General features: G+C 67.1%; 17 protein-coding genes. 6 read left to right on the forward strand and 11 right to left on the reverse strand.

The genetic code is table 11. The annotated features are described in order from the left end of the window. The first annotated feature begins 53 nt into the window (after window positions 1-53). Genes Q9K01_RS01235 through Q9K01_RS01250 form a run of 4 tightly spaced genes read left to right on the forward strand, consistent with a single transcriptional unit; the run spans window position 54 to window position 4,051 of the window. Entirely contained in the window at window positions 54-1,427 is a 1,374-nt protein-coding gene (locus tag Q9K01_RS01235) for an amidohydrolase (protein ID WP_305928393.1), read from the forward strand. Then, window positions 1,424-2,794 carry an amidohydrolase family protein gene (locus tag Q9K01_RS01240; RefSeq protein WP_305928394.1) on the forward strand — a complete coding sequence of 457 codons (1,371 nt, stop codon included), beginning with the start codon at window positions 1,424-1,426 and terminating at the stop codon, window positions 2,792-2,794. Before Q9K01_RS01235 ends, Q9K01_RS01240 begins: the two co-directional genes overlap by 4 nt. A gap of 13 nt (window positions 2,795-2,807) precedes the next feature. Continuing rightward, window positions 2,808-3,299 carry an FKBP-type peptidyl-prolyl cis-trans isomerase gene (locus tag Q9K01_RS01245; RefSeq protein ID WP_305928395.1) on the forward strand — a complete coding sequence of 164 codons (492 nt, stop codon included), beginning with the start codon at window positions 2,808-2,810 and terminating at the stop codon, window positions 3,297-3,299. Between the two features lie 32 nt (window positions 3,300-3,331). Continuing rightward, on the forward strand, window positions 3,332-4,051 hold the full coding sequence (locus Q9K01_RS01250) for an NnrU family protein (protein ID WP_305928396.1): 720 nt from the start codon (window positions 3,332-3,334) through the stop codon (window positions 4,049-4,051). A 1-nt stretch (window position 4,052) separates the two neighbouring features. On the opposite strand, the gene Q9K01_RS01255 is transcribed toward Q9K01_RS01250, so the two are convergent. The 7 genes from Q9K01_RS01255 to rpe form a co-directional block, all read right to left on the reverse strand. Beyond that, complete coding sequence (locus tag Q9K01_RS01255; protein ID WP_305928397.1) at window positions 4,053-4,850, reverse strand: crotonase/enoyl-CoA hydratase family protein; 798 nt, start codon at window positions 4,848-4,850, stop codon at window positions 4,053-4,055. Window positions 4,851-4,855: 5 nt separating this feature from the next. Continuing rightward, window positions 4,856-6,778 (reverse strand): 1-deoxy-D-xylulose-5-phosphate synthase, encoded by a 1,923-nt coding sequence (dxs, locus tag Q9K01_RS01260; RefSeq protein ID WP_305928398.1) that lies wholly within the window; start codon window positions 6,776-6,778, stop codon window positions 4,856-4,858. Window positions 6,779-6,833: 55 nt separating this feature from the next. After that, complete coding sequence (locus Q9K01_RS01265) at window positions 6,834-7,301, reverse strand: Fur family transcriptional regulator (protein WP_305928399.1); 468 nt, start codon at window positions 7,299-7,301, stop codon at window positions 6,834-6,836. A gap of 48 nt (window positions 7,302-7,349) precedes the next feature. Beyond that, the gene (msrA, locus tag Q9K01_RS01270) at window positions 7,350-8,027 is read right to left on the reverse strand and encodes a peptide-methionine (S)-S-oxide reductase MsrA (RefSeq protein ID WP_305928400.1); all 678 of its coding nucleotides are present in this window, start codon (window positions 8,025-8,027) and stop codon (window positions 7,350-7,352) included. 215 nt (window positions 8,028-8,242) lie between these two features. Further along, window positions 8,243-9,832: a bifunctional phosphoribosylaminoimidazolecarboxamide formyltransferase/IMP cyclohydrolase gene (gene purH / locus Q9K01_RS01275; protein WP_305928401.1), complete on the reverse strand. Its 1,590-nt coding sequence runs from the start codon at window positions 9,830-9,832 to the stop codon at window positions 8,243-8,245. Window positions 9,833-9,837: 5 nt separating this feature from the next. Continuing rightward, window positions 9,838-11,787, reverse strand: a complete 1,950-nt coding sequence (locus Q9K01_RS01280) for a heparinase II/III family protein (RefSeq protein WP_305928402.1) — start codon at window positions 11,785-11,787, stop codon at window positions 9,838-9,840. Then, window positions 11,787-12,446 carry a ribulose-phosphate 3-epimerase gene (gene rpe / locus Q9K01_RS01285; RefSeq protein ID WP_305928403.1) on the reverse strand — a complete coding sequence of 220 codons (660 nt, stop codon included), beginning with the start codon at window positions 12,444-12,446 and terminating at the stop codon, window positions 11,787-11,789. Before rpe ends, Q9K01_RS01280 begins: the two co-directional genes overlap by 1 nt. Window positions 12,447-12,735: 289 nt before the next feature. Between rpe and Q9K01_RS01290 the strand changes: the two genes are divergently transcribed. Further along, window positions 12,736-13,227, forward strand: coding sequence for a DUF2141 domain-containing protein (locus Q9K01_RS01290; protein ID WP_305928404.1), 492 nt, complete (start codon window positions 12,736-12,738; stop codon window positions 13,225-13,227). A gap of 21 nt (window positions 13,228-13,248) precedes the next feature. On the opposite strand, the gene Q9K01_RS01295 is transcribed toward Q9K01_RS01290, so the two are convergent. Together Q9K01_RS01295 and Q9K01_RS01300 are read right to left on the reverse strand one after the other, a co-directional pair. Next, window positions 13,249-14,163, reverse strand: a complete 915-nt coding sequence (locus tag Q9K01_RS01295; RefSeq protein WP_422785273.1) for a hypothetical protein — start codon at window positions 14,161-14,163, stop codon at window positions 13,249-13,251. After that, window positions 14,160-15,206 carry a diacylglycerol/lipid kinase family protein gene (locus Q9K01_RS01300; protein ID WP_305928405.1) on the reverse strand — a complete coding sequence of 349 codons (1,047 nt, stop codon included), beginning with the start codon at window positions 15,204-15,206 and terminating at the stop codon, window positions 14,160-14,162. The genes Q9K01_RS01295 and Q9K01_RS01300 overlap by 4 nt, the downstream gene beginning before the upstream one ends. 211 nt (window positions 15,207-15,417) lie before the next feature. Between Q9K01_RS01300 and Q9K01_RS01305 the strand changes: the two genes are divergently transcribed. Next, complete coding sequence (locus Q9K01_RS01305; protein ID WP_305928406.1) at window positions 15,418-15,966, forward strand: hypothetical protein; 549 nt, start codon at window positions 15,418-15,420, stop codon at window positions 15,964-15,966. A 109-nt stretch (window positions 15,967-16,075) separates the two neighbouring features. Here Q9K01_RS01305 and Q9K01_RS01310 read toward each other — a convergent pair whose 3' ends face one another. Beyond that, the gene (locus Q9K01_RS01310) at window positions 16,076-16,252 is read right to left on the reverse strand and encodes a DUF1328 domain-containing protein (protein WP_305928407.1); all 177 of its coding nucleotides are present in this window, start codon (window positions 16,250-16,252) and stop codon (window positions 16,076-16,078) included. Between the two features lie 118 nt (window positions 16,253-16,370). Next, window positions 16,371-18,725, reverse strand: a complete 2,355-nt coding sequence (locus Q9K01_RS01315; RefSeq protein WP_305928408.1) for an FtsK/SpoIIIE family DNA translocase — start codon at window positions 18,723-18,725, stop codon at window positions 16,371-16,373. Between the last annotated feature and the right edge of the window lie 15 nt (window positions 18,726-18,740).

Below are 18,740 nucleotides of genomic sequence, written 5' to 3' on the forward strand. Positions count from 1 at the left end.
TCCGGCCTTTGTCTTTCGAATACGACTGCCACATCCCAAGAATGAGGGGCACGATGCGACTTCCAGCCAAATTGACGGCATGTATTCTGGCGACCGGGGCGCTCGCCGCCTGCGCCACGACCGATAGCGCTGCCGACCGCAGCACCGCTTCCGCCGGTTCGGCGACCGAGCTCGGGACGCCCTATGCGTCGACCTACCGTCCCTATCCCGGACGCCCCACGGCGCTGGTCGGCGCGACGGTGTTCGACGGCACGGGCGGTCGGATCGACAACGGCACCGTGCTGTTTCGCGATGGCAAGCTGGTCGCGGTTGGCGATGCCTCGCTCTCGACCGAGGGTTACGACCGGATCGACGGCACCGGCAAGTTCGTCACGCCTGGCGTGATCGACATCCACTCGCACCTCGGCGATTATCCGACCCCGAGCGTGGACGCGCATTCCGACGGGAACGAGGCGACCAGCCCGACGACTCCCGAAGTCTGGGCCGAACATTCGGTCTGGCCGCAGGACCCCGGCTTCTCCCGTGCGCTCGCCAATGGCGGGGTGACCAGCCTGCAAATCCTGCCGGGTTCGGCCAACCTGACCGGCGGCCGCTCGGTAACGCTCAAGAACGTCGCAGCGCGGACGGTGCAGGGGATGAAGTTCCCCGGCGCGCCCTATGGCATGAAGATGGCCTGCGGCGAGAACCCCAAGCGCGTCTACGGCGGCAGGGGCAGGATGCCCTCGACCCGCATGGGCAATTTCGCGGTCAACCGGCAGATGTGGCTCGATGCCAAGGCCTATGACGGCGAAAAGCGGGACCTCGGCAAGGAAACGCTCAAGGGCGTGCTCGACGGCGAAATCCTCATCCACAATCATTGCTACCGCGCCGACGAGATGGCGCTGGTGATGGATATGGCCAAGGAGATGGGCTACAAGGTCACCGCCTTCCACCACGCCGTGGAAGCCTACAAGATAGGCGATCTGCTGCGCGAGAACGACGTCTGCAGCGCGATCTGGGCAGATTGGTACGGCTTCAAGATGGAGGCCTATGACGGCATCCTCGAGAACGCCGCGCTGCTCGACCAGGCTGGCGCCTGCGTGGTCATTCATTCCGACGACGAGAACGGTATCCAGCGGCTCAACCAGGAAGCCGCCAAGGCGCAAGCCGCCGGCCGCCGGATGGGTATGGAGATTTCCGATGGCGACGTGATCGGCTGGATTACGCTCAACGCCGCCAAGGCGATGGGTATCGCCGATCAGACCGGCAGCCTGGAAGCGGGTAAGATGGCCGATGTGGTATTGTGGAACGGCGATCCGCTGTCGGTCTATTCGCGTCCCGAAAAAGTCTGGATCGACGGCGCGCTGATGTTCGACGCGCTGGACCGCAAGCATCGGCCGGTAAGCGATTTCGAGCTTGGCCAGCCGGGCGAAGGAGACGTGAAATGATCAAGCGCACTCTGCTCGCCGCTGCGGCTGCCTGCGCCTTCGCCGCTCCTGCCGCCGGGCAGGATTTCACCATCACCAACGCCACCGTGGCAACCGGCGACGGTAGCGAGCCGATCGAGAACGGCCATGTCGTCGTGCGCGGGGGCAAGGTCGTGGCGGTCGGCGCCGGAGCTCCTCCTGCGGGTGGAACCGCGATCGACGCAGAAGGCCGCTGGGTCACCCCGGGGCTGTTTGCCACGGTGACCTCGCTTGGCCTGTGGGATGTCGGTGCGGTCGAAGAATCGAACGACACAAGCGCTCGAACTTCCACGTTCGGCGCCGCGCTCGACGCTGCTCCTGCAATCAATCCCAATTCGCAGCACATCCTGGTCCATCGCGCCGCCGGCGTAACTCGGGCGGCGAGCGTCACCATGCCGGCCAGCTCGATCTTCGGCGGGCAAGGCGCGGTCATTGATCTGGGCGCCGATCCGCAGGCGGTGGTCCGACCGCGCGCCTTCCAGGTGGTCGCGCTCGGCGAAAGCGGAGCCAGGCTGGCGGGCGGCAGCCGCACCGCGACGCATGCGCTGCTGCGCAATGCGCTGCGCGAGGCCAGCCAGTTCGGCGACGACGCCAGCATCCCCGGTCGCTCCTCCCGGCCCGCCGAATTGCGGACCGGCGACGATCTCCCGATCGATCCCCGCCTAGTCGGCGAGAATGCGATGCGCGGCGACGATGCTCTGCTGACCCGGTTCGATGCCGCCGCGCTGGTTCCGGTCGTGCGCGGCGAGCAGCCGCTGTATGTCGCGGTGGAGCGGGCATCGGACATTCGCAGCGTGCTTGCCCTGCGCAGCGAGTTTCTCGGTCTCGACCTGGTCCTCATCGGTGCCAGCGAGGGCTGGCTGGTGGCGCGCGAGATCGCCGCGGCGGGGGTCCCGGTCATCGCCGATGGGCTCGACGATCTGCCCGAAAGATTCGAGCAATTGGCCAGCACGCAGTCGAACATCGGTCGGCTCGTCGCTGCCGGGGTCAAAGTGGCGATCAACGCTTCCGCGATGGAGAATCCGCGCAATCTCAACCAATATGCCGGCAATCTGGTGGCTCTGAGACGCATCCCGGGTGCCGACGGACTGAGCTGGGGCCAAGCCTTCGCGGCGATCAGCTCCATTCCGGCCGAGATCAGCGGGATGGGCGGACGCGCCGGTGTTCTCGCACCCCATGCCGCTGGCGATGTGGTGATCTGGGACAATGATCCGCTCGAGCTGGGCGCCATGCCGGTGCGGGTGTTCATCGACGGCGTCGAGCAGCCGCTCGACAACCATCAGAGCCGCCTCAAGGAACGCTATCGCGACCTCGACGAGAGCTCTCTGCCGAAAGCCTACGATTGGTGACGGCGTGAAAGAGATGCGGACCACCTTTGTCGCCCTCGGCATGGCCTTTGCGGCGGTCGGCTTCTACGCCGCGACCGCGCAGGACCAAGCACCGGACCGGTCGAACGACCTCGCCTGGCACAGCGCGCAGCAGGCCTATCTCGGTGGGCTCAAGGCCGCGGACGGGTGGCACTGGATGGATGGTGGCCTGCGCTGGCGCCGCATCGCGGGCGAGGGTGCCGGTGCGAAGCCGACCGTGGCCGATACGGTCACGGTGCATTACGAAGGCCGGTTCATCGATGGCGGTGTGTTCGACAGTTCCTACGAACGCGGCGAGCCGGCGAGCTTTCCGCTGGGACGGCTGATCCCCGGCTGGCAGGTGGCGATCCCCCAGATGGGTGTGGGCGATACGATCGAGATCGCGGTTCCGGCCGATCTGGGGTATGGTCCCGTCGGCAAGGGACCAATCCCGGGGGGAGCGACACTGCTGTTCAAGGTCGAGCTGATCGATATCGAAGGACGCTGACGAGAACACGATAGACGCGGAGGGAACGGGCTATGGCAGGTGAGCTGGTCTTGCACGGAGCGGCGTCCGAGCCGCTCGATCCCGCCCTTCTCTCGCTGATCGCCGCCAGCCTGGCGTTCGTGGGCTTCCACCTGGTGATGTCGCATCCGCTGCGGCCCTGGCTGGCCAGGCTGGGGCAGGGCGGCTTCATGCTGGTCTACAATCTTGTGATCATCGCCGCCTTCGTGTGGATGATCATCGCCTTCCGCGCCGCGCCCACGGGCGATCTGGGCGGCAGCGGCGAGCTCGGCTGGCTGCTGGCCAGCGCGCTCACCCTGCCGGCGCTCGTCCTGTTTCTCGGCTCGCTGACGCCGCGCAATCCCTCGATGCCGAGCCCGGGAGCCGAGGCCGCTGCGCGCGCCGGGCCGGGCGGCGTGTTTATCGTCACCCGCCACCCCATGATGTGGGGCTTCGCGCTGTGGGCGATCGCGCATCTTATCCTGTGGTGGAGCTGGCGAACGACCATACTGGGGTTCGCGATCCTGGTGATGGCGCTGCTCGGATCGCATCTGCAGGATCGCAAAAAACGCCGCCTGATGGGCGAGGCGTGGCTGCAGTGGGAGGCGCAGACGAGCTATTGGCCGCGCTGGAGCAGGCTTGGGGCGGCGGGCTGGAGAGGCTGGCTGGCGGCGTTGCTAGCCTGGGCGGTGTTGACTTGGGTCCATCTACCGTTGGCCGGAATCCCCGCGGGGATCTGGCGCTGGATCGGCTAGCCTAGCGGCCGGTAAACCGCGGCGAGCGTTTGTCGAGCAGGGCGTCGACGCCTTCCATGTGATCCTCGGTCAGGTGCATCAGCGCCTGTGTGTTGGCGGCCATCTCGAGCGCGGTGTCGTAGCTGGTGTCGCGCCCCTGCCGCATCAGGTTCTTGGCATGGCGCAGCGCGTGCGGGGGCATGGCGGCAATCCTCCCGGCAAGCGCGTTCGCTTCGTCCATCAACGCTTCGGGTTCGACCACCCGGCTGACCAGCCCCCAGGCGCAGGCGGTCTCGGCGTCGATCACCTCGCCGGTGTAGAACAGCTCCGCCGCGCGCGCCTCGCCGATGATCCGCGGGAGCAGCCAGGTGCCGCCATCGCCGGGAATGATGCCCAGCTTGAGGAAGGTGACCCCGAACTTCGCCTTGGCCGAAGCAATCCGAATATCGCCCAGGCAGGCGAGATCGCAGCCCAGCCCGATCGCGGGGCCGTTGACCGCGGCGATCAGCGGCACCCGCAAGCCGTAGAGTGCGCGCAGGATACGGTGGATATTGTTGCGGTAATTGTCCGAGAGGCCAGGCGCGGTTCCGCCGAAGGAGCCGCTGCGCTGCTTCATCGCCTTGATGTCGCCGCCCGCCGAAAACGCCCGCCCGGCGCCGGTCAGGATGACACAGCGGATATCGAGATCGCGGTCGATCACATCGCAGGCGGCGACGAAGGCATCGCCATCGCCCGCGGCGCCCAGCGGGTTCATCGTCTCGGCGCGATCGATCGTCAGAGTCGCGACATGGCCTGCGCGTTCGATCTTCAGCAGGTCCACCGGGTTCAGGCCCGCGCTTCTTCCACGCCGGTGCTGTTGTGCTGCAGCGCACTCAGGACCTTTTCGACGATATGTGGGGCGTTGAGTCCGGCTTCGTCGTATTGCTTGCCGGGATCGTCCTGATCCTGAAACACATCGGGCAGGCGCATCGTGCGAATCCGCAGCCCGCTGTCGGTCAGACCGGTATCGCTGGCATGGGTGAGCACATGCGCGCCAAGGCCGCCCACGGCGCCTTCCTCGATAGTGACGACGACATCGTGGCTGCGCATCAGCCGATCGATCAGATCGGTGTCGAGCGGCTTGGCGAAGCGCATGTCGGCCACGGTGGTGGAGAGGCCGCGCGCGTCGAGCTGGTCGGCGGCCTTTCTGGCTTCCGCAAGCCTTGCTCCGAGCGAGAGGATGGCAACCTTGCTGCCTTCGCGGACGATCCGGCCCTTGCCGATCTCGAGCTTCTCCGGGGTTTCCGGCAGATCGACGCCCACGCCATTGCCGCGCGGATAGCGGAAGGCGATCGGGCCGTCGTCATACTCGGCCGCCGTGTAGGTCATGTGCACCAGCTCGGCTTCGTCCGCTGCCGCCATCACGACGAAATTGGGGAGGGTGGCGAGATAGGTGACATCGAAGCTGCCGGCGTGGGTCGCCCCGTCGGCGCCGACCAGCCCCGCGCGGTCTATCGCAAAGCGCACCGGCAGGTTCTGGATCGCGACATCGTGGACCACTTGGTCGTAGGCGCGCTGGAGAAAGGTGGAATAGATCGCGGCGAAGGGCCGCATGCCCTGCGCGGCCAGCCCGGCAGCGAAGGTCACCCCGTGCTGTTCGGCAATGCCGACGTCGAAGGTGCGTTTGGGATGCGCCTTGGCGAAGCGATCGATGCCCGTGCCGCTGGGCATGGCGGCGGTGATCGCGCAGATCCGCGGATCGCCCTCCGCCAGCTTGGCGAGCGTATCGCCGAAGACGTTCTGATAGGCGGGCGGACCTTTTGCGGATTTCGCCTTCTCGCCGGTCACGACGTCGAACTTGGGGACGCCGTGATATTTGTCGGCGCTGTTCTCCGCCGGGGCGTAGCCCTTGCCCTTCTGCGTCACGACGTGAACCAGCACCGGCCCTTGATCGCTGTCGCGGACATTTTCCAGCACGGGGATAAGGTGATCGAGGTTGTGTCCGTCGATCGGGCCGACGTAATAGAAGCCCAGTTCCTCGAACAGCGTTCCGCCGGTGACCATGCCGCGAGTGTATTCCTCCGCCTTCTCGAGGCTGGAATGCACCCGCTTGCTCATCTTGCGCACCACTTTGGAGGCTAGGCTGCGCAGGCCGAGATACTCGCTGCTCGACACCATCCGCGCGAGATAGGCGGACAGTCCTCCCACCGGCGGGGCGATCGACATGTCGTTGTCGTTGAGGATCACCACCAGGCGATTGCCGGCCTGTTCGGCGTTGTTCATCGCCTCATAGGCCATTCCGGCGCTCATCGCGCCATCGCCGATCACCGCGATGCCGCGGCCTTTGCGGCCCTGCATCTTGTTGGCCATGGCGAAGCCCAGAGCGGCACTGATCGAGGTCGAGCTGTGCGCTGCGCCGAAGGGATCGTATTCGCTTTCGGTGCGCTTGGTGAAGCCCGACAGCCCGCCACCCTGACGCAGGGTGCGAATCCGGTCGCGTCTCCCGGTCAGGATCTTGTGCGGATAGCACTGGTGGCCCACGTCCCAGACCAGCCGGTCGGTCGGGGTGTCGAAGACGTAGTGGATCGCCACGGTGAGCTCGACCACGCCGAGCCCGGAGCCGAGATGTCCGCCGGTCGATCCCACCGCGTCGATCACCTCGTCGCGGAGCTCGTCCGAGAGCTGGCGCAATTGTTCCTTGCCGAGTTTGCGAAGATCGACAGGAAGATCGACCGTATCGAGCAGCGGCGTCGTGGGTTTCTGGCTCATAGGCTTAATGCCTTACACGCGGTTTCCACGCGTGTCGATGAACGGCTCAACCCATTCAGGCGGCGCAACTTTCGCACAATCCGCGCAGTTCCACCACTGGGCGCACCGCAGCGAAACCGGCGTCATGTCCTGCGGCGCGCAAGGCATCTGTCACGCGGCGGTCGTCGAGATGGCTGGCCTTCCCGCAATCGTCGCAGATCAGGAAGATGCAATCGTGGCGGCAGCCCGGATGGGTGTTGACCAGATAGGCGTTGGCGCTCTCGATCCGATTGGCGAGATTGGTGCGCACGAACAGGTCGAGAATGCGATAGACGCTGTTGGGGGCGACCCGCTTGCCGCGCGAGGCCGAGAGATTGTCGGCGATGTCATAGGCGGATGCGGGGCGTTCGTGGCTGGCGAGTTCCTCGAACACCGAGGCGCGCATTCCGGTCCATTGCTCGCCAGCGTCGGTCAGCGTCCGCTGCGCCGCAGCGGTCAGATCCTCGCCCGAATGCTCGGCGTGCTGATGTATCTGAGTGGCCATGCCGCCAAGGTAAGCCGGGCGGTTCCGGCTTGCAAGCTGGCAGGCGGTTCAGCCGGTCCTGAACTGCTTGCGGAACACGCCGGGATAGAGCCGCTCGAGCGCTGCCACCTTGGGCGCATCCCAGCGCTGGATATAAGGATGGCGCGGGTTCTTGGCTGCGAAATCCTGATGCGCGGCTTCGGCGGGGTAGAAGGTTTTCGCCGCCGCAATAACGGTCACGATCGGCGCGTCCCATTTGCCGCTCTGCTTCATCTGCGCGAGATAGGCCTTTGCCACCGCGCGCTGTTCGGCGGAGAGCGGCACGAGTTCGGCATTGTAATGCGCGCCGCGGTCGGGACCCTGGCGATTTTTTAGCGTCGGATCGGCGACGACCGAGAAGAAGATGCGCAACAGCTGGTCGTAGCGGATGACCTTGGGATCGTAGACCACCTTCACCGCTTCGACGTGGTCGGTGATCCCGCTCGACACCAGCTTGTAGCTCGCCTGGCGCTTGGTGCCGCCGTGATAGCCGGAAACGGCACTGCTGACGCCCTTCACATGGCTGAACACCGCCTCCACGCCCCAGAAGCAGCCGCCCGCGAAGATTGCGGTCTTGAGCCCCGAGCCTTCCTCTGCGGCGCGCGCGGCAGACGGGGCGGAAACCACCCGTTCGGCGGCGACCAGCGGCTGCTGGCAGGCCGAGACGGTGAAAACGAGTGCGGCGGCGAAGGGGAGTATCTTCCGCAAGTTACGCGAGCACGCTGGTGAGCGTTGCGTTGAGCTCTGGGTTGCTCAGCACCACGGCGAGGCCGCCGATCAGGAAGCCGAGTGCGAAGTTCAGGTAGATATTGCTGGAGGAGAGGGTCATGGCGAAGCTTTCTTCTGCTGCTTTCCCGATGGCCTACACCACTCCGGTTTGCCCCGGGGTTAATGCGGCTGTTGCCCTGCGTTCAGGCCCGGTATCAGTGGCGGAAGTGGCGCATTCCGGTGAAGACCATCGCGAGGCCCGCCTCGTCGGCCGCCGCGATGACCTCGTCGTCGCGGATCGAGCCGCCGGGCTGGATCACCGCGCTGGCGCCCGCCTCGACCGCGGCGAGCAGCCCGTCGGCGAAGGGGAAGAACGCGTCCGAGGCCACGGCGGAACCCTGCGTGCGCGGCTCGGCCCAGCCGTAGGTCTCCGCCGCCTCGCGCGCCTTGAGCGCCGCGATGCGCGCCGAATCGCGGCGGTTCATCTGGCCCGCGCCGATCCCCGCGGTCGCGCCGTCCTTGGCATAGACGATGGCGTTGGACTTGACGTGCTTGGCCACGGTCCAGGCGAAGAGGCAGTCGGCGAGCTCCCGCTCGGTCGGCGCGCGCCTGGTCACGGTCTTGAGCTGCGCCGCGGTGATCAGCCCGTCGTCGCGCGACTGCAGCAGCGCGCCCCCGGCGATGGTACGCAAGCTCATCCCGCCGCGCGCCGCGTCGGGCAGATCGCCGGTCAGGATCAGCCGCAGGTTCTTCTTCTTCGCGAACACCGCTTTCGCCGCATCATCGGCAGCGGGCGCGCAGACGACTTCGGTGAACACCTCGCCGATCGCCTCGGCGGTCGGCCCGTCGAGCGCGCGGTTGACCGCGATGATCCCGCCGAAGGCCGAGACGCTGTCGCATTGCAGCGCGGCCTCATAGGCCTCGATCAGGCTCTCGCCGCTCGCCACGCCGCAGGGGTTGGCGTGCTTGACGATCACCACCGTGGGCGGGCCGTCGCGAAACTCGGCGACCAGTTCGAGCGCGGCATCGGCGTCGTTGAGATTGTTGAACGACAGCTCCTTGCCCTGCACCTGCTCGTGATCCGCGAGCGAACCGTTGGGCGCGAAGGCGGGCAGGTAGAGCGCCGCCTTCTGATGCGGGTTCTCGCCATAGCGCAGCGCCTGGCCCTTGCGGAACGGCACGGTGATCCGCTCGGGGAACATCTCGCCCTGATCGGCGAGCGCGAACCAGCTGGCGATCATCGAATCGTATTCGGCGGTGGCGGCATAGGCCTTGGCGGCCATGCGGCGACGGAAGGCGAAGGAGGTCGCACCTTTCCTGGTTTCGAGCTCCGCGGTCAGCGCATCGTAATCCGTGGGATCGGTGACGATGGTAACGAAAGCGTGGTTCTTGGCCGCCGAGCGCACCATCGAGGGCCCGCCGATATCGATATTCTCGATGATCTCGGGACGCTCGGCGCCCTTGGCGACGGTGGCGGCGAAGGGGTAGAGATTGACCACCACCAGATCGATCGCGCCGATCCCGTGCGCGGCCATCGCCGCGGCGTGTTCGGGATTGTCGCGCACCGCGAGCAGCCCGCCATGGACCTTGGGGTGCAGCGTCTTGACCCGCCCGTCCATCATCTCGGGAAAATCGGTCAGATCGGAGATGTCGCGCACTTCCAGCCCCGCATCGCGCAGCGCCTTGGCGGTGCCGCCGGTCGAAACCAACTCGACCCCGCGCTGCGCCAGCGCGCGGCCCAGTTCGACCAATCCGCTCTTGTCGGACACCGACAGCAGCGCCCGTTCGATTTTCACTTCGCTCAACGCACTTATCCCATTTGTTTGAGCAGCCAGGGGAATCGTCCCCCGCTGCGCGATGCCAGGCCCTCGACGACCAATTGCTGGATCGGTTGCGGGCGACCCTGCCCGTCGACCCAGAGGCTTTCCTCGATCGCGAGTTCGCCTTCCTCGCCGCCCAGCCGCAGCTGCCAGTAGCTGCCGTCGGGAAGCGCGAGCCCCGCACCGCGGCGGTCTTCCGAAAGCCCCAGCTCAATCCCGGGACCGATGTGGAAGCGAATCGCAAAGCCGATCTTGCCGCGCTGGCCGCGCTTGCCCGCCGGGTCGAGCACATCCTCGCCACGCAATTCGCGGCCATCGTCGGAGAGCACCAGAATACGGCGGTGGATCAGCGCGAAACGCGAGGCATAGCCATCGTGACACGCTTCGAGCCGTGTGCCCTTGCGCCCCGCCTGGCCGCTGCGGCGCGCGGGCTGTTCTATCACCGCGCGGGTGATGTCGACTTCCTCGACCCCCTTGCCGATCTCGCCCTTAATCAGCACCGCGGTGGAATTGGCATCGTCGAGCACCAGCGTCGAATGCGCAGCAGTCGCGCGCAGCCCCTGTTCGATCCGCGCCGGCACCTGCCCGCCGGCGAGCGCTGCGCCGCCGCAATTGACGATGATCCGGTGCTCCCCTTGCGAGAATTCGAACGCAAGCGTCGAGGCGCAGCCGAAGCGTGCATGGCGACGGCGCGGCGGCGGCGCGGCGTCGAACTGGAGTACCGATTTGCCGTGCGCAACATGCTGATAGCCCCATTGGCGCATGTCCTTGCCCGGACGCGCGCGGACCCCGCTGGCCTCGACCAGCGCAGCCAGAGTGGCGGCTGATGTGGCGCCGGCACCCTGCCACGACCCCAACCCGCCGTCGCCGTGACGCAGCGCCAGCAGCGGCGGCATCAGCAGCGTCAGCATCGTCTCGAGCGCGCGAGGCGGGGTGCGGTCGACCGCTTCGTAGCAGGCGCGCAGATCGATCAGCAGCGCGATCGTTTCCATCTGCGCCAGCGGGCTGCGCGACAGCACCCCGCCATCGTCGCTGACCGCTTCGCCGAGCGCGCGCAGCAGCCCGGCCTCGCCGAACAGGCGACGCGGGCGACCGTCGGGAAGCAGCAGTCCCGCCGCGACGATGGCGCACCAGCCGGCGAGCGCGCCGAGCCCGTCCTCGGCGCCTTCGACATGGCGATCGAGCCAGCGCGCGGTGGCGGCGATCGCTTCGAGCACCCGCGGCCGCAGGCTCTCGTTCTCGCCCGACAACACCAGCGGCGCATGGACCAGCCAGGCGAGCAAGCGGTGGCCTGCGTTTTCCACGCTCCAGGCGGGACCGCGGCCCGTGTTGAGGAAGGGTGCGCCGAAATCCGCCACCGCGCCAACCCCGCGGGGCGCGGAATTGGCGTCGAGCCAGGCATGGATCACGCGTTCCGCGGCGGGGACGCCCTGTTCGCGGGAGGCCGCGCTCGACAGGTCGCGCAGCCAGGAAAAGCCGTGAACGACGCGCGCAAAGGGCGGGGTCAGTCGGGCCGAAGAAGCGAATTCCATCTGCGCGATCGGCGCGCGCACGCCATGGACCAGGAAATGCCCTGCACGCAGCGCCATTCCCGCGGCGCGGTCGCCCTCGAGCGGCGATTCTACGGTGGCGAGCAGCCGCAGCTTCGCAGGCTTGCGAAACGGTGCGGCAAGCAGCGAGCCGGGCACGCCGATGCGATAGGCCCAGCGCAGCGCGGCATCCACCGGGCCCGAGGAGACCGGCGCAAAATCGGCCAGCGCCAGCGCCCGCGAATTGTCGAGCGGAGCGGTTTCGGTCAGCGTTCCCTCGTCCGCCGGAAGCACCGTGGGCTCCTGCTCGGCGCCCAGCGGGAAGATGCTGCCCGCCCCCCGCACTTCGCCGTGCTCCCGCTCATCGGACTGCGCCGAAGAGGTCCCGAGCGTGCGCAGTCCGCTCTCCATCAGGCGCCCCTCAGCGCGGCGATGTTCGCCGCATAGCGATCGGGGCCGCCCTTGAAGGTCGCCGAGCCGGCCACCAGCACATCGGCTCCGGCCTCGACGCATTGGCGCGCGGTTTCGGAATTGATGCCGCCATCGACCTCGAGATGGATCGCCCGGCCGGTGGCATCGATGCGCTTGCGGATCGCCTCGACCTTGGCGAGCTGCGAGGCGATGAAGCTCTGCCCGCCGAAGCCGGGGTTGACGCTCATCACCAGCACGAGATCGACCAATTCCATGAGGTTGTCGAGCGCCTCGACCGGGGTGCCCGGGTTGAGCACCACGCCAGCCTTTTTGCCCAGCGCGCGGATCGCCTGCAGCGTGCGGTGGATATGCGGCCCCGCCTCGGGGTGCACGGTGATGTGATCCGCGCCGGCTTCCGCGAAGGCTTCGAGATAGGGATCGATCGGCGCGATCATCAGATGGACGTCGAACGGTTTGGCGCTGTGCGGGCGCAGCGCCTTGATCACCTGCGGCCCGATGGTGATATTGGGGACGAAATGGCCGTCCATCACATCGACATGGATCCAGTCCGCGCCCGCGGCGTCGATCGCACGCACCTCTTCGCCCAGCCGGGCGAAATCGGCGGAAAGGATGGAGGGGGCAATCAGCGGTGTGGTCATGGGCAAGGGTGGACCGTGGCGTGGGACCGTAGCGAGGGTCGACGTCGCCGCGTTACCGCCCCCATAGCGCGGTTAACAAGGCGGGGGGCACGTGTTTTCCCCGATTCCCCGACGCCGTGTTCCGCAGCGGGACAGGCATCGACGCAAGCAAGCGCCCCACTACACTGTTCGGCATCTACAGGCCGTCAGCTCGGCGAACTCTCCAATTCAGACGCAATTCAGGCCGAAGATCGTATCGGGAATGCAAATCGGGAGGCGAGCCTTCCGCACGAAACGGGACACAATCGACATGAACAGGACTTTCATCGCTCTTGGCGGCACGCTTGCTATCGCGTTGGGCGCGACGGCCGGTGCCGCGCAGGCGCAATATCGCCAATCCATCGCGCACAACCCGGCGCAATGCGCCGCGGGTGCAGGGCCCGCAGTGATGGTGACGATCAACGGCGTTTCGCAGAGTCGCGGAATCCTGCGGGTGCAAAGCTATCGCGCGACGGATCAGGATTGGCTGCAGAAGGGCCGCTGGATCAACCGCCTCGAGATGCCGGCACGCGCGGGCACTATGCGGGTCTGCATGCCGCTACCCGCTGCGGGTCATTACGGCATCGCGGTGCGCCACGACGTCAACAACAACGGCAAGACCGATCTATCGACCGATGGCGGCGCTATGTCGAACAATCCCAGCATCAATATCTGGAACCTGGGCAAGCCCAGTTACAAGAAGGTCGGCTTCGACGTCGGCTCCGGGGTCGAGCGAATCTCGATCGACATGCTCTATCGCTGAGCCGCACAGCCTGGGGCAAGGCTAGCCGCGCCGCGCCCGTTGCGACGAACGGCGGCGTGCACGCCATAGCGCCCAGGCTGCGCCGGGCATCGCAAGCAGCGGGTGCCGCTTGCGAAACGGGGTAACTTCCAGCGTCAGCCCGGTGTGCCGTTCCAGCTTCCACGCACCATAGGATGCCGCGCCCTCGAAAGTGGTGGTCGCTTTGGCAAGCCGCAGGATGTTAAGCGGCTTGCCTGCGCGGCGACGCAGGCTCCACCAGCGCAGTAGGCTGCGGCGTTCGGACTCCGGGAGATGCGGGCGCAGCAGCGTGCCTTCGCGGGTAAATTCCAGCCCCTGCGCCTCCCACACCAGCGGCAGCAAGCCTTCGAAATGCGCCGGATCGGCGGTGAGGATCGAATTCTCGCGGCCGGGCTTCTCGATCCGGAACTCGGCGCGATAGGTGGCGCGGAACAGCGCGCGCCAGAACTCCTCCGCCGTGCCGGAATCGGGACCCAGCGCCGCCGCCAGCCGGGCGGCAGTCTTCGCTGCTTCGGCAATCGCCGCCCATACCTGCAACCGCGCGGCATCGTCGGCCGACCAGACCAGCGCGCTCGGCTGGACGAAGCGGGCCCAGATCGTCGTGTCGCGCGAGCGCCCGGCGGCCGCGCGGGCGAATTGCTCCAGCGACAGCGCGGCGATCTTGGCGCGCAGCACGATCCCACCATGCGTCCATTCGCGATAGCTCACCCGCGGCCAGATCCGCTCGCGCTGCGGCCCCGGCAGCAGCAGGTAGAAATCTAGTACGCCCTCGAGCGATCCGGTCCGCAAATTGGAGCCGTAGAACAGCACCGCATCCGCCCCGGCCTCAGCCGCCAGCATCCGCGCGAAAGCGACCACCTCCGCGCGGGGCGATTGCCCGGCCATGGCGGCCACGCGATCTGAGAGCGTCGCGCTCACGCGGTGACGAAGGTGAGTTCCGGCCCCTGCGAGACGAGATAGCTGCCCGCGGGAAAGGCCTCGCCATCGAGGATGAACTGGTCGTCGATGATCATCTCGAAAGCGTCGGCCTGACGCCGATGGAGCCCCGCCTGCTCGAGCCAGCGCGGCTGCCAGCCGGCCAGGATCGCGGGCATGCAGGCCATCAACCGGCGCGCGGGGCGATCCATGACCGCCAGCTTGAGACCAACGCGCAGATCCCCGAACAGCTTGATCCCCAGCGGCATCCGGCGCAGCGTGGAAGCCAGCAGCAGTTCGCGGCGCGCGGGATCCCCGTGTCCGGAGTGCGGCAGGCTTCGCCCCTCGGGAAGCAGGCGCAGATCCATGCCGACGCCGCGCCGCCAGGGGTTTCGATCGCTCCCGAAAACCACTTGCAGCACTCCCCAGGCTGCGGTCATTCCCACAGCGAAACTGTCGAAGAAGCCGTATCGGTGCGCATCCTGTCCGGCGCGGATGCCCAGCGTGAAGGCGCCCGCGCCGAGGATGAAACCCCGCAACGGTGCGCTCTGGCCGTCGAGTGCGGCAATCTCGACCGGACGGCGGGTGACGGTGGTTCCGCTGGTGAAGGCGTCGATCGCATCGCGCAGCGACCAGTCCGCGGGCGCGCCGAGATCGACGTTGAGCGCATTGGTCTTGCCCTTGGGCAGCACCGCCAGCAGCGGCCAGTCGTCGCCGAAAACGCCGTGCCCGCAAGTGAGGACGTCGCGCACCGTCCCGTCGCCGCCGTTGATGATCAGATAGTCGATCCCGCTCGAGGCGAAATCGGCCAGCGCCGCAGCGATCTGGCTGCGCTTCTCGGGCGTCGCCACCATCACGTGATGGCGCTCGCCCAGCGCCAGATCCTGGCCCTTGTTGCGATGGCTTCGCGGGTTGTAGATCACTCCGATCCGCGCCCGGCGCGAACTCAGCCGCCGCGAATCCGAACGCTGTCGACGCCCTGCACCCGATCGCGACGCGGGTTTGGACGCAGGCAGATCGGCGAATTCGTATATCGAGCTGTTCATACGCGCCTCGACGCTGACCCTTTCCGCTGGCTGGTGGCCACGCGATATAAGAGCGCTGTAGGCGATTGCGAGGCGGTTTGTAACCCAATCGTCATGAGCAGCCATCGATGGCGGCGAGGCCACGGTCCGTCGTGAATCGGGTTGGCTGAGCGAACTCGCCTGCTAGCGGGGGGCGTTCAACCGATAACCCACCATGACAGAGAGAATTGTGATGAAATATCAGATTGCCACCGCCGCAGCTCTGGCCCTTGGCGTGGCTGCCCCCGCGCTGGCACAGCAGCCCGCCACTCCTGCGGCCACCGCTCCCGCGCCCGCCGAGATCGCAGTGGGGACGCAGATCTTCGGTTCCGATGGCGCGGTGATCGGAACCGTGGCACGTATCGAGGGCGATGTTGCGCTGGTTGCCGTGGGCGAGCGCGGCATTCCGATCCCCGCCGCCGCCATCGTCGCCGCGCAAGCCGGTCCGACGGTCAACATCACGCGCAGCGATCTGGTTACCCAATTCGACCGGCAGATGGCGCAGATGGAAGCCCAGCTCGAAGCTGAACTGGTTGCGGGCGCAGCTGTCCAGACCGCCGACGGTCAGCCGCTCGGCACGATCCAGTCCCGCGAAGCCGATGCTATCGTCGTCGCCGGGGACATCGGCCAGATGACGCTGTCGAAGCCTATGCTGGCGCTGGGCCCGCAGGGCACGCTGGTCGTGCGGGCGACGATGGAGCAGATCCGGCAGGCGATGGCGCAGAGTGCCGCCGAGGGCTGATCCGGAGCCGTCCAAGCGAAGGGGCCACCGGCGCGAGCCGGGGGCCCCTTTCTTTGGCCCTGCATTCGCGGAGCTGCGCAAGCAGTCGCAGAGCTGGCTCGCCGTCCGGCTATTTCAAGACGGATTTTGCGGCTTTCCAGCCCAGGAAAACGAAGATTAGGCTCAGCACGAGAGCGATCACGAAGATGATGATCGCGATATCGGCCAGCGCCCCGGCGATGCCGCCGAAACCGAGAATGGCCGCGACCAGCGCGATGATAGCCAGGGTGATTGCCCATCCGAACATGAGATCGTCTCCGATAGGCTGCGGTCGATCGCACCCCTTCGATTGATGCAACCGGGCGGCAGGAGGTTCGTTCCGGTTCTCGGCTATGGGCCCGGTTCTCGGCTATCCGCGCGTTCGCTCACATCGGATTGCCGTCGCGGTCGCGGAAGATTTCGCGGCGGCCGACGTGGTTGGAGGGGCCCACCAGCCCTTCCTCCTCCATCCGCTCGATCCATTTGGCGGCGGTGTTGTAGCCCACGCCCATCTGGCGCTGGAGCCACGAGCCACTGGCCTTCTGGTTCTCGAACACGATCTGGCAGGCCTGGCGGTATTTGCGCTCCTCGGGATTGTCGCTCGCGGTCAGCTCGTCCTCGAAGGAGAAACCGCCGTCCTCGTTTTCCTCGGTGACCGCGTCGACGTATTCGGGCTTGCCCTGCGCGCGCCAGTGCCCGGCGACCCGTTCGACCTCCTCGTCGCTAACGAAGGGGCCGTGGACGCGGACCATCGCTCCGGTATTGGGCTTGTAGAGCATGTCGCCCTTGCCCAGCAGCTGTTCCGAACCCTGCTCGCCCAGAATTGTGCGGCTGTCGATCCGGCTGGTGACCTTGAAGCTGATCCTCGTGGGGAGGTTGGCCTTGATGACGCCGGTGATGACATCGACCGAAGGCCGCTGGGTCGCCATGATCAGGTGGATGCCCGCCGCGCGGCTCTTCTGGGAAAGCCGCTGGATCAGCACCTCGATCTCCTTGCCGACGGTGACCATGAGATCGGCCAGCTCGTCGACGATCAGCACGATCTGCGGCAGCACCTGATAGTCGAGCTGCTCTTCCTCGTAGAGCTCCTCGCCGGTCTCGGCGTCGAACCCGGTCTGCACCCGGCGGCCCAGCGGAGTGCCCTTGGCGGCGGCGCTGCGGACCTTCTCGTTGAAGGCGTTGATGCTGCGCGAGTTGACGCTCGACATCATCCGGTAGCGGTTCTCCATCTCGCCCACCGCCCATTTGAGCGCGCGCACCGATTTGTGCGGCTCGGTCACCACCGGGCTGAGCAGATGCGGGATGTCGTCGTAGCTCTTGAGCTCGAGCACCTTGGGATCGATCAGGATCAGCCGGCACTCGGCGGGGGTGAAGCGGTAAAGCAGGCTCAAGAGGATACAGTTGAGCCCGACCGACTTGCCCGAACCGGTGGTGCCCGCGACCAGCAGATGCGGCATCGCCGCGAGATCGGCGACGATCGGTTCGCCGGCGATGTTCTTGCCCAGGATCATCGGCAGATTGCCCGGCGCATCGGCGAAATCGGCGGAGGAGGCGAGCTCCTTGAAGGAGATCGTCTGACGGTCGGCGTTGGGGAGCTCGATGCCGATCACGGTCTTGCCCGGGATCGGCGAAACGCGCGCCGAGATCGCGCTCATGTTGCGGGCGATATCCTCGGCCAGCCCGACCACGCGGCTGGCCTTGATGCCCGGCGCGGGCTCGAGCTCGTACATGGTCACTACCGGCCCGGCGCGCACTGCGGTGATCTCGCCTTTGACGTTGAAATCGTCGAGCACGTTTTCGAGCAGGCGGGCGTTGCGTTCGAGCGCCATCTTGTCGAGCTTGACCACGCTCTGCTCGGGGATGTCCTCGAGCAGTTCGAGCCCGGGCAGGTTATACTGCGCGAACATGTCGCGCTGCACCGGGGTGGCGGGCGAAGCGGCCGGTCGCGGCGAGGCGGCGGGATCGGGGATATCGGGGGCGCGGCGTGGCGCTGTCGGCTCGGCGATACTCTCGGCCCTACCCTCGGCCCTACCCTCGGCGGTGTCCTCGGCACGCTCGCGACGCGGCTTGCGCCTTGGCAGCGGGAAATTGTCGCGGTCGGCAAGGCGGGGCGCGCGACGGAGGAAATCGGGCAGGGTGAGGAATTGCGCCCAGTCGATCGCGAAGACGCGCGTGACCAGCGCGATCCCGCCGCCCAGGCTCAAAAGCGCCACCGCTCCGGTGATCCAGCCCCGGCTGCCTTCGGGGAAGCGGCCCGCGACGGCCTCGATCCCTCCGGCGCCGAGCAGGCCGAACAGCCCGCCATAGCCTGCGGGCAGCGCGCCGCCGCTCTCGTCGAAGCTCAGCGCCAGCACGCTCGCCAGCAGCACCATCGCCAGCACCAGCAGCGCAAAGGGCGTCCACCAGCCGGACTCGCCGCCCTCGCTGTCGGTCTCGACATCGCGCCAGAGCCGGCGCGCGGAAATATACAGCAGCGGCAGCAGCAGCACGGTGGGCAGGCCGAAGAAATAGAGCGCGCGTTCGGCGGCCCAGGCGCCGCTCGCGCCCATCCAATTGGCGATATCGGTGCCCGCGGCGGCGGTCGAGGGGCTGGGATCGGTCTGCGAATAGCTGGCCAGAGCGAGCGCCAGGAAAAGCGTCGCCAGCGCGAGCAGCGCCGCGCCCGAGATCTGCACGGCACGGCGCAGCGAGCGGCGGAACACCGCCCGCCAGTCCGATTTCGCGACCGCTCGCGTAGCCATGCTGTGCCTTTCCGT

The organism is Qipengyuania benthica, from assembly GCF_030717865.1.
Taxonomy (GTDB): domain Bacteria; phylum Pseudomonadota; class Alphaproteobacteria; order Sphingomonadales; family Sphingomonadaceae; genus Qipengyuania; species Qipengyuania benthica.